We start from the raw sequence: 13,283 nt of genomic DNA, 5'->3' as shown, positions 1-13,283 counted from the left end.
GGCCAGGTCGTGGGCCTGGGTCGGGGCGGGTTGCCGGCGCGTGTAGGGGATCGCCGACGGCGCTATTCGACCAGCCCGTGCTCGATGCAATAGCGCACCAACTCGGCATTGTTGGCCAGGCCGAGCTTGGTGAGGATGCGGGCGCGATAGGTGGTGACGGTCTTGGGGCTCAACGCCAGACGGTCCGCAATGCTGATGAGCGGCTCGCCGCGGGCCAGTTCACGCAGTACGCGGAATTCGCGCGCGGACAAGGCCTCGTGCGGCAGGGCCTGCGGTGCGTTGCGCTGCATCGCCAGCGTCTCGGCGAGATCCGAGCTGATGTAGCGCCGACCGCTGCGGATGCGCTTGACCGCACCGACGATCTCTTCGCTGGCGCGATCCTTGGTGAGATAGCCCATGGCACCGAGATCGAGGGCGCGCAGCGCGAAGGTGTCTTCGGCGTGCATGCTCAGGATCAAGACCGGCACGGCGGGGTGACGACGCGCCAGCTCGCCGAGGCAATCGAGGCCGTGGCGATCGGGCAGCGACAGATCGAGGATGACGACATCCGGCGCGGCCACGCCGATACGTGCGAAGAGTTCGCCCGCGCTGCTCACTTCATCGAAGCGGGCATCGGCAAAGGCGTGGCGCAACACGCTGATCACGCCCTGGCGCGTGAGCGGGTGATCGTCGGCCAGCAGCACGTGCAAGGCGGCGCTCATTGCGGGATCTCCAGGATTACGCTGGTGCCCTCTTCGCTGTCGATCTCGAGGCGGCCGCCGATCGCGCGGGCACGTTCGCGCATGCCGACGATGCCGAGGCGCGCGCGCTGATCGCTGTCCACGCTCAAGCCCACGCCATTGTCGTGGATCTCGATGCGCACGTTGCCATCGATCTTGCCCAACAACACTTCCACCTCGCTCGCACCGCTATGACGCGCGACATTGGTCAAAGCCTCCTGAACGATGCGGTAGACCGCTAGCTTGTGCGCGGTCGGCACGTGCACGCTGCCATCGATACTGGTGCGCGCCTGCATGCCGGTGCGTAGGGCAAAGCCCGCCACCATGGTTTCCACCGCCGATTTCAGGCCCAGCTGCTCCAGCCCGATAGGTCGCAGGCTGGCGCTCAGGGAACGCGTCTCAGCGATGGTTTCATCGATGATGCCGGCCATGCCCTGCAGACGATCCACGACACCGGCGCCGGCCGCGGCATGGCTCAAACAGCCACAGCAGGTCGATCTTGAGCGTGGTCAAGCGCTGCCCCAGTTCGTCGTGCAGTTCGCGTGCGATGTGCAAACGCTCGGCTTCCACCGCCTGGTCCAGGTGTTGGCTGTAGGCGCGCACTTCCTCGCGCGAAGCGGCCAATGCGCGCTCGGTGAGCACGCGCGCGGAGACATCGGTCACCACCCGCTGACCGCCGCGACATCGCCCTCGGCGTCACGCTCGACCGTGCCGCGCACTCCTATCCAGCGAGGCCCAGTTTCGCCATCGAGCAGACGCGCGTCGAAGCGCAGCGCCAACCCCTCGCTCGCCGCCATGCGCAGCAAGCCCAGGGTCTTGTCGCGGTCGTCCTCATGCACGAGCGGCAAAACGTCATCGAGCCCCTGCGAGCCGCTGGTGGACTGCGCCGGCGGCACGGCCAGCAAGGACACGGTTGCAGCGTCCCACTCGATGCAGTCCGCGCGCACGTCCCAGCGCCAGGTACCGGCGCCGCCACGCCGCATGGCGTCCTGCACGGCCGCGCGCGCTGCCAACAGCGCCGCTTCGGTGCGCTTGAGTTCGGTGATGTCGACATGCACCTGCATTATCAGCGGATCGCCCAGGTGCGGATCGTCGTACAAGGTCCACTCGCTGAGCGCGGCGATGCCCGATCATCGGCGGTCGTGGCGCCGATCTCACCGCGCCAAGTACCTGCGGCACGCAGGCGGTCTACGAGCTCCTTGAAGGGCAGCGGAAAGCGCGGCTTCAACAGCGCGCTGATGGTGGAGGATTCCGCCAGCTGGCGGCTGTAGCCCGACAGGGCCTCGGCGCCGCGGCTCCAGTAATGGATGCGCCCGTCGAGTCCAAACAGGATGACAGATGCGAGATCGAGCAGCGCGCCACGCTGGCGCAAACGGGCGTCTTCGGCGAGCCGCGCACTGCTGTCACGTACCAGCGACAGGAACAGCTTCTCATCCCCGTGGCGGTAACAGACGACATGTGCGTCGACGTGGATCACCTAACCGTCCGGGCGGCGCGCGAGGGTCGCTGCCTCCCAGCTTTCTCCCGGCACTGCCACCTGCCATTGGGCTCGCAGCGCCGTCGCGTCTATCTGTGCATCGAGGTCTGTGATGCGGAGCGTCAGCAATTCGTCCCGCGTGCGTCCGATCAGTTCGCTCGCATGCCGGTTTACATCCAGGATGCGTCCTTGCTCGTCGTGCAGGAAGAACGCATCCGGCAGGTATTCGATGAGGGCCCGGTAGCGTCGCTCCTGCACCCGCACGGTATCGACCGCGCGGCGCTGCTCGTCGATATCGGTGCTGGTGCCTATCCAGTGGAGCCCTGCCTGCCCTTCGAGTTGCACGCGGCGAGCGCGCGCTTCGAACCAGCGATAGACGCCGTCATGGCGGCGCAAGCGGTAGATGAATTGCCATTCGTCGGCGCGCTCGCAGTTGGCGCGCCAGGCAGCGGCGAGGTCGGCGAGCTGGTCGGCATCAATGGGCGCGCGCCAGCCGTCGCCCAGCGATGCCTCGAGACTGAGCCCGGTGTATTCCCGCCAGCGCGCATTGAAGTATTCGGCCTGGCCATCGGCGCGCGTCACCCACACGAGATGCGGCAAGGCGTCGATCAAGGCCTGCAAATCGGGCGCACGAATCGTTGCGTTCAAGAGCGGCCCTCCTCCGTGTGCGCGCTCGCGCCAAGTGCAATGTTCGAAATGCTAAGGCCTCGGGTGGGGGATCGGCCAGGGCTGCATCGTGGACAGAGCCCGGGCGACTCACAGCTTCGCCACCACCTCGTCCTGAAAGCGCCGGTAACACGCCAGCACGGCGTCGACGTCGGACGTGTTCGCATCGACCACGATCTCACCCACGCCGGCTTGCGCGTAGCCGCGCAGCTGCTCCAGCATTTCCGAAGGCGAGCCTTTCAGCGTGCGACGATCGTCCACCGCGCGCGCTACCGGCGCATCGGTGAATTCCAGCACCATGCGTATCGAGCAGGGCTTGCCCGCCGCGCCGGCGATGGCGGCGCGCACGTCGTTCACCGACAGGCTCATGGCGTGCCAGCCGTCGCCTTTCTCGCGCACGCGACGCAGCGCGCGCGCCGAATTACCGCCGATGAGGATCGGCAGCCGTGCCTGGTGCGGCTTGGGCGAGAAACGCAATCCGGCGAACTGGAAATGCGTGCCGTGGTGGGTAGGCACGTCTTCGCTCCATAGCGCGCGCAGCGCGTCGATGGCTTCATCGGTCACCGCGCCGCGCGTGGTGTAGGCAATGCCGAGATTGGCGAACTCGTCTTCGGTCTGCGCCACGCCCACGCCCAGCACCACGCGGCCGCCGGACAATTGATCGAGCGTCGCCACCTGCTTGGCGAGGCGCGCCGGATGATGCCAGGGCAATACCAGCACCGAGGTGCCGAGTCGCACGCGCTCGGTGACGGTGGCGGCGGCGGTCAGCACCGTCAGCGCTTCGTGGTAAGGGCGGTCGCCGAGACGCGAGGCGACATAGCTCGCGTGGTAGAGATGCTCGCTCACCCACACCGAGGCATAGCCGGCGCGCTCGGCCTCGAGCGCCACGTTCACGAGCGCGCGCACCGAGGCGATGCCCTGGTTGTTGGGAATGCTGATACCGAAATCCATCGTCGACTCCTGGCGAATGGGGCAATGGCGCCGCGCGCGGATTATAGGGGCGTCATACCGCGGCGCGGCCTAGGCCTTCCAGCGGACGCCCAAGTGCGCTGCAATGGGCGCCGTCGCCATCGACCCGCCGAGGACTTGCCGCCATGACCGAGCTGCCGCCCGAATCCGCCCACGACGCCTTCCGCGCCTGCTTCAAGGCCGGCGATCTCGAAGGCATCCTTGCGCTCTACGAAGACCATGCCGCGCTGGTGCAAGGCGATGGCACGACCACCACCGGCAAGGCCGCCGTGCGCGACATGATGGCCGGCTTCCTGGCGCTGGGCGGAGACTTCGAACTGACCACGCGCTACGCGGTGCGCATGGGTGAGCTTGCGCTGTTGAGCAACCGTTGGACGCTGCGCGGCACCGGACGCGACGGCCAGACACTGGACATGAGCGGCCAGACCACGGAAGTCGTGCGGCGCCAGGCCGACGGTCGCTGGCTGTACGTGATCGATCATCCCTGGGGCGCGCAGTAGTCGCCCTCGTCGCGCTCCCACTCCCTAGAGGTAAGCCCATGCACACCACGGACACGCTGTTGAAATTGCTCGACGCCACGCAGGTGTATTTCCACGGCGAGAAGGTCGAAGCGCTGGTCTTCATCCTGCCGGTGGGTCTGTTGTCGCTGGTGTTTGGCGGCTGGCTGGTTACCGACGGCGGCAGCGGCTTCGCGCGCGGCGTCGCCATTCCTTTCCTGCTGATGGGCCTGGTGATGACCACCGTCGGTGCGACGGTCGGCTTTCGCACGCCCGCGCAGGTGGCGGCGGTGGAAAGTGCCCTGCACAGCGATCCGCCGAGTGCGCGCGCCGCCGAGACCGCGCGCATGGCCAAGGTCAATGGCGCGTGGAAGATCTACCTTGTGATGTGGGCGGGCTTCGGCGTGACTGGCCTGGTGCTGCGCTTCGCCAGCCGCAGTGATTTTCTGCAAGGCCTGGGCATCGCGCTGGTGTTCTTCGCCGGTGTCGGCCTGTTGGTGGACGGCTTCGCGGAACGGCGCACGCATCCCTATACCGACGCGCTTTCGGCACAGGCTGCCGACCACGGGTGATCCATCTTTAACGGCGGGGTCGGTTTGCCCGTGCCTGTCGGGCAAACCGGCTTGCGCGGGACGCGGCGCCGCGACGCGCCGTGAAACGCGGCAGCTCGCCGCTGGCGCCTACCGCCCTACGATGACCATCAAACGCCGCGACGGCGGCCGAGACCCACGGCGCACAGCGCCACGCCGATCAGCGCGAGCGATGTCGGTTCGGGCACCAGGCGGGTGTCCTTGATGTCGACGTTGGAAGCCGCCACTTCGCCGTTGTCGCCCACTTCGCCGATGTAGAGGAACAGCCCCGCGGTCGACACGCTGGACGTCAGGTTGAAGCCGATGCTGCCACCGTCGCCGAGGCTGATGAAGCCGGCCGCGCCGGGAATCGCCGTGGTTGAATTGCCGTCGAAGGCACCGAGCGTCGCCACCGCGTCATCCAGCGTGTTGCCGAGCGGCCCGGTGCCGAACAGCTTGGCGTCCGCCGGTGCGCGCTGAGCGCCCGGTGTGAATTGCACGCCGAGCGCGAAATCGAATGCCGACAGGCCGACCAGGGCCGCGACGCATGCCGCGCCGCCGGCGCTGCAGTCAGTGGTCGAGAGCTTGATGGAATCGAGATCGAAGCCGCTGAACTGTCCTACTGAACCGCCCAGGCCAAAACTGTTATCGGAAATCTTGATCGATGCGATGGTGCCCAAGCCCAGCGCCGACAGATCAGCCTGGTATACGGCCGTTCCGGCCGGCGAGCCGCCGGTCAGGCCGGTGAGCTTGGTGAAGGACACGGGCACCGCGAAGGCGCTCGCCGAAGCCAGGGCCCCTGCCAGCAGGAAGCCACCCAAATACCGCTTGTTCATGTCTATCGCTCCGCATTGCACGTCGGCTGACGTTTTAAGGAAAAGCCGGGCATAAAGCGCGCCAGATTCTCAAACGGCGGTTTTCCCACGGATTTTGGCCGAGCGCGGGTGGCGCGCTGCGGGCCACCGTAAAATTTGTTGACAAGCGCCCCGCATCAAAACGTCAACTGCTTGGCAACTCGGGCGCCGCCGCGCTCTGCGTTTGGAGCATAAATGTCCACGGAACAAGCGCTTCAAGCACTCGGGTGCAAATGTAAATTTCTTTGACGCGCCCCAGCCTATGAAGCCTTGCAGCGATTTTCACTCCCGAGCCGTGGGTCGGCAGGAAGATGCAGCGCTGCCGGGCGCTGGTTTGCGTCCCGACTCAGGCGCCGCATACCATCCCCTTCGACCAGCAACGCCGGGGCGAAAATCATGCATTCAGCAGCACAGGCAGGCGGCCCGCCGCCGTGGATCGATCCTTCCATGCAGGCCCATGTCGCGTGGCGCGACGATGACATCCTCATCGCGGTGCCGCCCAAGAGCGGCACCACCTGGACCATGAACATCGTCCACCAGCTATTGAGCGGCGGTGATGCGGACTTCGCCGACATCTATGCCGAGGTGCCGTGGATAGAGCTTGTCACCCGGCCTGGCATGCCGCGCCAGGAAATGCTCGAACGCGTGGCCGCCATGCCGCACTCACGGCCGCGCGCATTCAAGACCCACGGCGCGCCGCCGGTGCTGCCGTATATCGGCGCCGACGCCAGCCCGCGTGTGCGCTACGTGGTGGTGATGCGTAACCCGGAAGAAGCGCTGGTGTCGATGAAACCCTTCCTCGAACAGCACAGCGACGCCTTGTTCGAAGCCTGGCAGATCCCGCGCGAGGCCATCGTGCACGCCGACTTCGCGGCGTACTTCCAGGCGGTGGGCGCCAATCTCAATCGCGGACTGTTCGCGTTTCTCGCCGCCTGGTGGCCGCTGCGGCATGCGCGCAACGTGCTGTTCCTGCATTACAACGACATGAAGCGTGATCACGATGGCTCGGTGCGGCGCATCGCAGACTTCCTCGGCATCCACCACGACGCCGCGGCGTGGGCGCGCATCCTCGAATACACCTCGTTCGCGTGGATGAAAACGCACGACGTGAAGTTCGACGGCATGAGCAGCGAGATCCCGCTGTTGAAACCCGGCGCCATGGTGCGCAAGGGCGCGGCCGGCGCCGCGCATGAAGATGGCATGACGCCGGCACTGGCGGCCGAGGTGCGGGCGGTGGGCGAAAGCATCTGCGGCGATGCGGACGCCGTACGCTGGTTCTACGCAGGCGGTGCGCTGCCCTGAGCGTTAAATCGCCTTCGCGCTGGGCGTCACGACCGTGGCACGGCCCTCAGCGCCGCGCAGGCCGCGCCGTAGCCATTGTCGATGTTGACGGTCACGATGCCGGATGAGCACGACGCCAGTATGGCGTTGAGCGCGGTGTGGCCGCCGGCCGCCACACCGTAGCCGACCGAGGTCGGCACGGCGATGATGAGCCCGCCATGAAGACCGCCGATCACGCTCGGCAAGGCCGCATCCATGCCGGCGGCGACGATCAGGATGGGCAGACGCCTCAGTTCCTCGATGCGCTCCATGAGCCGCCACAGGCCCGCCACGCCCACATCGAACACCGACAGCGTCGGCACGCCGCAATACGTTAGCGTGCGCAGGGCTTCGCGCGCGACCGGCACATCGGAACTGCCGGCGGTCACGACACCTACCACGGCGTCGCCAACGGCGCGCGGCTGGCATCGATAGAAAGCGGTGCGGGACAGCGGGTCGTAATCGAGACAGGCGCGATGGCGCGCATCCAGGGCCGCCGCATGCGCGGCTTCGAGGCGCGTCAGCAGACCGCCCTGCCCTGCCGCTTCGAGTCGATCGAGCACCGCGTCGATTTGCGCCACGCTCTTGTGCGCACAGAACATCGCCTCTTCGAAACCGAGGCGCTCGCGACGCATGAGATCGAGCTTGATGTCTTCAGCGCTCATGGCGTGTCGCGCAGGAACGCGCTGCCGCGGCTGTAGGGTGCGAACGACACCGCGCCTTCGACTTCGTGGTCGCGGCCCAAGCGTTCGAGTTCGACACACAGTTGCTCGCGTTCAGCGACGCCAAGCCCGGCGTGGGTATCGGCGTCCAGTTCGATGCTGATACCGGCGCGGCGCAGCCGGCAGCGCACGATGCGCGCCGACAGGCGTTCACGCACGAGGTTTTCCGCCGCATCGATGAAGCCCAATGCGGGAGCGACAATCCTGATGCCGGTCTCGACACGACTGGACAGGCACGGCGCGGCGGGCAGCTCGGCGATGTCGCCGAGCGCCAGCGTTCTGGCGATGTCGCGCAGGCCCGCCTTGCTGATGGCGGCTTCCACGAACGGATGGCGCACGCCGGCTTCGCGCGCCGCGTCGAGCCCGGGGCGGTAGTCGTCCAGATCGTCGAGATTGGTGCCCGACACCATCTGTCCCGCCACCGCGCCCTTCAGCGCCGAATACAGGTTGGTTTTGCAGAAGTAGCAACGATTGGCCGGGTTATCGAGATAACGTTGGTCGTCGAATTCGCCGGCGCCGAGCACCGTCAACTGCCAGCCTTCACGCTCCGCGAGTTCGCGCACGCGCTGCGTGGCGGCGGCGGGCACGGCCGGTGACACGGCATGCACCATGTGCGCGCGCTGCCCGAGTACGCGATGGGCGAGGGTCGCCAGCGTCAGGCTGTCGACACCGCCCGACACCGCCACCACGCAGGGCGCGCATGCCTCCAGCACCGCGGTGAGCCGGGCCATGGCGTCTGCGGTGTCGATGGCGGATTGTTCGCGTTCGATGGCGACGCTCATGGTGTGTGCTCCTCGCGCGACCATGCGGGCTGGTCGAGACTGCCTTCCACGCTGCGCCGCTGCGCTTCGCGCGCGGCATGGTCGCCGGCCTGCGCGAGGTCGGCCATTTCGACCTTGACGGTGGCGACGCCCCCGCGTCGCGCCCATTTGACCCGTGTGCCGTCCGCCGCTGTGTGCGCTTCGCGCGCCAGCACGCGCCGTTCCGCGCGCTCGACGCGGACACCGAGCGTGGTGGTTTCGCGGAAACAAGCCGCGGCCACCGCTTCACTCGCCGCCGGGGTGGCGAGCACGCGTATGGCCGCCGCCTGCCGTCCGTGTTTGCCGGTGACCGTGCCTTGCACGACATCGATGACACCACGCTCGGCACGCAGACGCTCGAGCCCGACCGCGAGATCTTCCGGTGTCTGGTCGTCCACCTCGAAACACAGCGTGGTCACCTGGTCGATGCCGATGTCGTCCGCCGCGGCGACGTCCGCGAAGGCGAGCGCGCGCAGCACATTGGGCAAACCCTCGAAGCGGCGGCTGCCGAAGCCATGGCCGCTCCCTTTCAACACGCGCGGCGTCATGCCGAGTCCCGCGCTCGGCGCCAGGTGACGCAGGATGGCCGCGCCGGTCGGCGTGATCCTTTCGCCGGCGCGCCCGTCGTCGAAACACGGCAAGCCTTCCAGCAGCAGGGCGGTGGCGGGCGCCGGCACCGGCAACAGGCCATGGGCGGTACGCACGCGTCCGCTGCCGAGCGGCAGCGGACCGACGGAACAACTGCGGATGTCGAGTGCATCGATCAACCATGCCGCGGCGACGATGTCGGCCACCGAGTCGAGCGCGCCGACTTCGTGGAACGCCACGCTCTCGACCGGTTTGCCATGGACGCGCGCCTCGGCCTCGGCAAGCAAGGCGAAGATCTGGACGGCCCGTCCGCGTACCGCGGCGGCGAGCGGCATGGCCTGCAAGCGAGCGCGGAGATCGCGCCAGTGAAGGTGGGCATGCCGATGCGTGGCGGCGTGCGCCGCGCTTTCCCGCGCTTCGTGGTGATGATGATGTGCATGCCTGCCATGGTGGTCGTCATGCTGGTGCGCGTGATCATGCGGCGGCGCGGCGAGATGGGTGTCGTCCTCGGCGCCGGCCGGCAGGGTCACGACGAAACGGCTGCCGGACAGGACGCCGTCGTCGACATGCGCATGCTCGACCGCTACCGATTCGTCGAGCCCGGCAGCGCGTGCCGCGGTGATGGCGCCCGGCGCAAGATGCGGGGCGAGATCCAGCAGGGCGGCGACGAACATGTCGCCGGCCACGCCGCCGACCGGATCGAGATGCAGGTGCACGGCCGGCGCTCAGCCTGCGCTGTTGCGACGCTCAGCGGCGTGGCGCAGGGCGCGGCGCACGATGAGGCCGATGGCAACCGCCAGCAGCGTCGCGCCCATCACCACCAGCCGTTCGCTGCCGATGTCATGCAGCAGACGGTGCAGCGCGCCGTCGAGTGTCGAGCCCGTCGTGCGCGTGGGCCAGCGCACTGCTGACGGCCAGGGTCAGAAAAAGCATGAAGCGTCGGGTCATGGTGCAGTCCTCGGGATGGTCTTTGAATAATCGCCTGGGTGAACTTACAGGGCCAGGGTCAGCGCTGTCGGCAAGGGCGACATCGGCGCGAGCCGGCTCTCGATGGCGGCCTTCAACACCGCCAGGGGCAGGTGCAGTTCAACATCGCGCAGCATCGCGCACAAGGCCACGAGGTCGTCGTGTTCGGCCTTCACGCGCAGGCGCTCGGCGCCGTCGGCGATGGTCTTGATGCGCACGTCCCGGGCGCAGCTCAGCTCGCCGCGCTGCACGGTCACCGCCACGGTGGTGCGCGCAATGTCGAAATGATGGTGCTCGGCCTCGATGACACGATAACCCCAGCAGCCGAGCTCCGCGCCGAGCAGGCGCGCGGCTGCGCTTTCGAGCGCGGCCGGCACGTCGAGGTACACGAGGTAGGCCGGCCGGTTCTTCTTGGTGATGCTCGGCACCACTTGCACATTGCGCGCGCCCAGCGCTTCGGCGCGCAGGATGAATTCGCCCATCAATTCGCCCGGCACGTCGTCGACCTGGGCCATCATCAGGCGCAGCCCTTTGCTCATTGCAGCGTCATCATGTCCAGCGCGAGGCGCGCGGCGGCTTCGGCATTGACGTTGGAGCCGGGAATGCCCGACGACACGAAGCCCGCGCGCTGCGCGATGAGGCCCGCCTCTTCCGGCGTGTGCAGGCCCATCGCCGCCGCCACCGCCGCCGGCACCGTGACATTGATGATGACATTCGAAGCCAGCAGGATCTCGCTCGCCAGCGGCACCACCATCGGCACCAGTGGCGCAAGGTCCGGGCGCTTGCCGAGCGCGACGTCGGGGATGACCTGGTCGGAATAGCGCTCGAGCCTGGTGGTCACGCCGTCGATGGTGATCTCGGCGTCGAGGTGCGCGTCGAAGGCAAACCATTCACGCGCGAGCTTGCTGCCGCGGCGCGCGCCCGGGCCGATGTGGGTCAAACGCACCGCCACCTGCTTGCCTGACATGCGCGACAGGAAGGCGCTGACGCGCGTTTCCACCGTGTACTTGCGCTCGGCATCGAGTTCACTGACGACCTCCGCGAGCGGCTTGCCCGCGGAGAGATCGTCATAGGCCTTGGCCGCGCGTCGATAGACGGCGCGCGCGCGCACGCCTTCCGAGGCCAGCACCATGGCGTTGGTCACCGCACCGGCCTTCAACTGCTGGGCCTTCTTGGCGACGATGTTCATGGCAATCATCGAGGTCTCGGGGTCGAACGCGAAGCCGAAGCGTCGTTCGCGCAACTGCGTGGCCACCGACTGCGGCGTCGCGTCCGGTTCGAGCAGGCACTTCATGGCAATCACCGCGTCGGTACACACGTGGCCGAGCGGCGGATTCACCGGCCCGGCCGACGAACCGGCGATACCTTCCTGGAACACGCCCATGATCTCGTCGACGGCCATGATGCCGATCACCGACGGGCCGCCGATGTCTTTCAGGATGAGGCCGAGATCGCCGATCACCTGCCCGGTGTCGTATTCCTGCCCGGTGATGCGCACCGTGAGCTTGGGCGGCAAGCCGGCGGTCTCGGCCGCGGTCTTGCCCGCCAGCCAGGCAGTGGTGACCTTGCCGTGCGGGCCGTATTCCTCGGCGATGTCGGCGTCGGGGTGGATGATTTCGAGGATCGCCGCGGCGCCGAACACCGCCGCGTTCAGCGCCTGCGGCTTCATGCCGGCGCCCGCCATGCAATCCATCATGGCCTTGGTGCCGATGCGCGCGCCGTTGGCGGCCATGGCGGGAAAGATGATGTCCTCGCCGAGACGCCCGTGGCCGACCAGCGGTCCGCCGGACACCACCATGTCGTAGCCACTGATCGGCGACAGCTTGCCTTCCATCATGGCCTGGTGGATGGCCATCACCGCCGCGAAGCCCGACACCTTGTTGTTCTTCTTCGAAGTCGGGATGGCGGCGACGCCCGAGCGGTCGACCCCCGCCAGCATGCGTGCCGAGGCGCCGAGCTTGCGGTTGCCGGCCGGAATGCCGACCTGCGCCTTGGTGCCGGTGAGATACATCAACACTGCCGCGATCAGCGCGGCGTTGGCGGGCGCCGCACCGGCCTGCACCGCGGCCTTGATGGCCTTGGCCAGGATCTCGTCGACCGGCTGGCTGGCGGCGTTGGCAAAGCGCAGCTTGTTGTCCATGCCGCGTTTCAGTTCGTGCACGATGACTTCCGCGGCGTTGATGACCGCGATGTTCAACATGCCGTGACCGCCGAGCAGCGCATCGACCATGTCGCTGGTCAGCCAGTTGGGGCTCGCGGCGGCGCCGGTGGTGGCTGCCAGCAGTACCTGTTCGCGGCGGGTGGATTGTTCGTTCATGGCTTGCTCCGTCATTCGCTGGGCGTATTCAATCGCGGACGCGCGGCACGCGTCCCGCATAACCGTCGTAAGCCTCGTTGAGGCGGGTGAACCATTGGCCGCTCGGGGTGGTGGCGGCGAGCGGCGCGTAGGCGCTGACGATGTCCAGCCATTTCAAGATCCCGAACACCAGGAAATCGGCATAGGTAGGATCCGCACCGCCGATGAAGTCGTGGTGGGCCAACACCTCGTCGAAGATCCGCAAGGCCTCGGCCAGGCGCGCGCGCCCCGGGTGCTCGTCGGCATGTACGTCTTCGAGGCGTGCCTTGAACATCGCTTCGCGGCTGGCGCGGAAATACGGCTGGCAGGCCGGACTCAGCAGGCGAAAAGCCTGCAGCACACCGATGGGCACCGCGGCCGGGAACAGCAGGCTGCCACACAGCGCGGCGACCAGGCGTGCATGGGCTTGGCCGCAAGGCGACGGAAAGAGCAGCGGACGCTCGGGATAACGGCGGTCGAGATAGGCTGCGATCTCCCAGCTGTCGCCCACCCAGGTGTCGCCGTCGCGGATCACCGGCACCGAGTCGTGACCGGACGCCGCCAACGCGTCGCGCTCGGAAAAGCGCCACGGCAACACTTCGAATGCCAGGCCCTTGTGCAGGAGCGCCATGCGCACGCGCCAGGCGAACGGGCTGAACAGGAAGCGCGGGTCCGCGCCCGCAAGGTCATACAACTGGATGGTCACGCGCCGTCTCTCCCTGCGAACATCACGGTGCGCCTGGCAGAGCTGTGCGCTGCCACAGGCGTTGGCCCATGCTCGCGTTTCGCGCCGCGTCGACA

General features: G+C 67.5%; 18 protein-coding genes. 3 read left to right on the top strand and 15 right to left on the bottom strand.

The features are described from left to right. Positions 1-62: 62 nt before the first annotated feature. The 7 genes from IPM80_05325 to IPM80_05295 all read right to left on the bottom strand — a co-directional run bounded on the left by IPM80_05325 (position 63) and on the right by IPM80_05295 (position 3,813). Positions 63-701, bottom strand: a complete 639-nt coding sequence (locus IPM80_05325; protein MBK8957852.1) for a response regulator transcription factor — start codon at positions 699-701, stop codon at positions 63-65. Next, on the bottom strand, positions 698-1,168 hold the full coding sequence (locus IPM80_05320; GenBank protein MBK8957851.1) for a hypothetical protein: 471 nt from the start codon (positions 1,166-1,168) through the stop codon (positions 698-700). The genes IPM80_05325 and IPM80_05320 overlap by 4 nt, the downstream gene beginning before the upstream one ends. Then, positions 1,131-1,382: a hypothetical protein gene (locus IPM80_05315; GenBank protein ID MBK8957850.1), complete on the bottom strand. Its 252-nt coding sequence runs from the start codon at positions 1,380-1,382 to the stop codon at positions 1,131-1,133. The genes IPM80_05320 and IPM80_05315 overlap by 38 nt, the downstream gene beginning before the upstream one ends. Next, positions 1,379-1,819, bottom strand: a complete 441-nt coding sequence (locus tag IPM80_05310; protein MBK8957849.1) for a hypothetical protein — start codon at positions 1,817-1,819, stop codon at positions 1,379-1,381. Before IPM80_05310 ends, IPM80_05315 begins: the two co-directional genes overlap by 4 nt. Continuing rightward, positions 1,786-2,196, bottom strand: coding sequence for a hypothetical protein (locus IPM80_05305; GenBank protein ID MBK8957848.1), 411 nt, complete (start codon positions 2,194-2,196; stop codon positions 1,786-1,788). The genes IPM80_05310 and IPM80_05305 overlap by 34 nt, the downstream gene beginning before the upstream one ends. Beyond that, positions 2,197-2,844 (bottom strand): PAS domain S-box protein, encoded by a 648-nt coding sequence (locus IPM80_05300; protein ID MBK8957847.1) that lies wholly within the window; start codon positions 2,842-2,844, stop codon positions 2,197-2,199. A 108-nt stretch (positions 2,845-2,952) separates the two neighbouring features. Next, positions 2,953-3,813, bottom strand: coding sequence for a TIGR03619 family F420-dependent LLM class oxidoreductase (locus tag IPM80_05295; protein MBK8957846.1), 861 nt, complete (start codon positions 3,811-3,813; stop codon positions 2,953-2,955). Positions 3,814-3,956: 143 nt separating this feature from the next. On the opposite strand from IPM80_05295, the gene IPM80_05290 reads away from it, so the two are divergent. Together IPM80_05290 and IPM80_05285 are read left to right on the top strand one after the other, a co-directional pair. After that, positions 3,957-4,331 carry a DUF4440 domain-containing protein gene (locus IPM80_05290; protein MBK8957845.1) on the top strand — a complete coding sequence of 125 codons (375 nt, stop codon included), beginning with the start codon at positions 3,957-3,959 and terminating at the stop codon, positions 4,329-4,331. A gap of 38 nt (positions 4,332-4,369) precedes the next feature. Then, positions 4,370-4,900, top strand: coding sequence for a hypothetical protein (locus IPM80_05285; GenBank protein ID MBK8957844.1), 531 nt, complete (start codon positions 4,370-4,372; stop codon positions 4,898-4,900). A 128-nt stretch (positions 4,901-5,028) separates the two neighbouring features. Here IPM80_05285 and IPM80_05280 read toward each other — a convergent pair whose 3' ends face one another. Further along, positions 5,029-5,733: a PEP-CTERM sorting domain-containing protein gene (locus IPM80_05280; protein ID MBK8957843.1), complete on the bottom strand. Its 705-nt coding sequence runs from the start codon at positions 5,731-5,733 to the stop codon at positions 5,029-5,031. A gap of 414 nt (positions 5,734-6,147) precedes the next feature. Between IPM80_05280 and IPM80_05275 the strand changes: the two genes are divergently transcribed. Continuing rightward, on the top strand, positions 6,148-7,053 hold the full coding sequence (locus IPM80_05275; protein ID MBK8957842.1) for a sulfotransferase domain-containing protein: 906 nt from the start codon (positions 6,148-6,150) through the stop codon (positions 7,051-7,053). Between the two features lie 26 nt (positions 7,054-7,079). On the opposite strand, the gene larB is transcribed toward IPM80_05275, so the two are convergent. The 7 genes from larB to IPM80_05240 all read right to left on the bottom strand — a co-directional run bounded on the left by larB (position 7,080) and on the right by IPM80_05240 (position 13,188). Further along, positions 7,080-7,736 (bottom strand): nickel pincer cofactor biosynthesis protein LarB, encoded by a 657-nt coding sequence (gene larB, locus IPM80_05270; protein ID MBK8957841.1) that lies wholly within the window; start codon positions 7,734-7,736, stop codon positions 7,080-7,082. Beyond that, positions 7,733-8,524, bottom strand: a complete 792-nt coding sequence (locus IPM80_05265; GenBank protein ID MBK8957840.1) for an adenine nucleotide alpha hydrolase — start codon at positions 8,522-8,524, stop codon at positions 7,733-7,735. The genes larB and IPM80_05265 overlap by 4 nt, the downstream gene beginning before the upstream one ends. Positions 8,525-8,571: 47 nt before the next feature. Further along, positions 8,572-9,897, bottom strand: a complete 1,326-nt coding sequence (locus tag IPM80_05260) for a LarC family nickel insertion protein (GenBank protein MBK8957839.1) — start codon at positions 9,895-9,897, stop codon at positions 8,572-8,574. A 9-nt stretch (positions 9,898-9,906) separates the two neighbouring features. After that, a complete protein-coding gene (locus IPM80_05255; protein ID MBK8957838.1) occupies positions 9,907-10,086 on the bottom strand; it encodes a hypothetical protein in 180 nt (59 codons plus the stop codon). Positions 10,087-10,173: 87 nt separating this feature from the next. Continuing rightward, positions 10,174-10,686, bottom strand: a complete 513-nt coding sequence (locus IPM80_05250; GenBank protein MBK8957837.1) for a DUF111 family protein — start codon at positions 10,684-10,686, stop codon at positions 10,174-10,176. After that, positions 10,683-12,464 (bottom strand): hypothetical protein, encoded by a 1,782-nt coding sequence (locus tag IPM80_05245; GenBank protein MBK8957836.1) that lies wholly within the window; start codon positions 12,462-12,464, stop codon positions 10,683-10,685. The genes IPM80_05250 and IPM80_05245 overlap by 4 nt, the downstream gene beginning before the upstream one ends. A 28-nt stretch (positions 12,465-12,492) precedes the next feature. After that, positions 12,493-13,188: a glutathione S-transferase N-terminal domain-containing protein gene (locus IPM80_05240; GenBank protein MBK8957835.1), complete on the bottom strand. Its 696-nt coding sequence runs from the start codon at positions 13,186-13,188 to the stop codon at positions 12,493-12,495. Between the last annotated feature and the right edge of the window lie 95 nt (positions 13,189-13,283).

The organism is Pseudomonadota bacterium (genome assembly GCA_016719885.1).
In the GTDB taxonomy this organism is placed as follows: Bacteria; Pseudomonadota; Gammaproteobacteria.
The sequence above is the reverse complement of the archived record's forward strand: the minus strand, read 5'-3'. Positions and strand labels throughout refer to the sequence as shown.

What these genes read in the sequence shown, in the direction of transcription:
- IPM80_05285 (MBK8957844.1), top strand. Translation starts at nt 4,370, where the DNA reads ATGCACACCACGGACACGCTGTTGAAATTGCTCGACGCCACGCAGGTG.
- IPM80_05280 (MBK8957843.1), bottom strand. Translation starts at nt 5,733, where the DNA reads ATGAACAAGCGGTATTTGGGTGGCTTCCTGCTGGCAGGGGCCCTGGCT.
- IPM80_05275 (MBK8957842.1), top strand. Translation starts at nt 6,148, where the DNA reads ATGCATTCAGCAGCACAGGCAGGCGGCCCGCCGCCGTGGATCGATCCT.
- IPM80_05265 (MBK8957840.1), bottom strand. Translation starts at nt 8,524, where the DNA reads ATGGCCCGGCTCACCGCGGTGCTGGAGGCATGCGCGCCCTGCGTGGTG.
- larB (MBK8957841.1), bottom strand. Translation starts at nt 7,736, where the DNA reads ATGAGCGCTGAAGACATCAAGCTCGATCTCATGCGTCGCGAGCGCCTC.
- IPM80_05250 (MBK8957837.1), bottom strand. Translation starts at nt 10,686, where the DNA reads ATGAGCAAAGGGCTGCGCCTGATGATGGCCCAGGTCGACGACGTGCCG.
- IPM80_05245 (MBK8957836.1), bottom strand. Translation starts at nt 12,464, where the DNA reads ATGAACGAACAATCCACCCGCCGCGAACAGGTACTGCTGGCAGCCACC.
- IPM80_05325 (MBK8957852.1), bottom strand. Translation starts at nt 701, where the DNA reads ATGAGCGCCGCCTTGCACGTGCTGCTGGCCGACGATCACCCGCTCACG.
- IPM80_05295 (MBK8957846.1), bottom strand. Translation starts at nt 3,813, where the DNA reads ATGGATTTCGGTATCAGCATTCCCAACAACCAGGGCATCGCCTCGGTG.
- IPM80_05290 (MBK8957845.1), top strand. Translation starts at nt 3,957, where the DNA reads ATGACCGAGCTGCCGCCCGAATCCGCCCACGACGCCTTCCGCGCCTGC.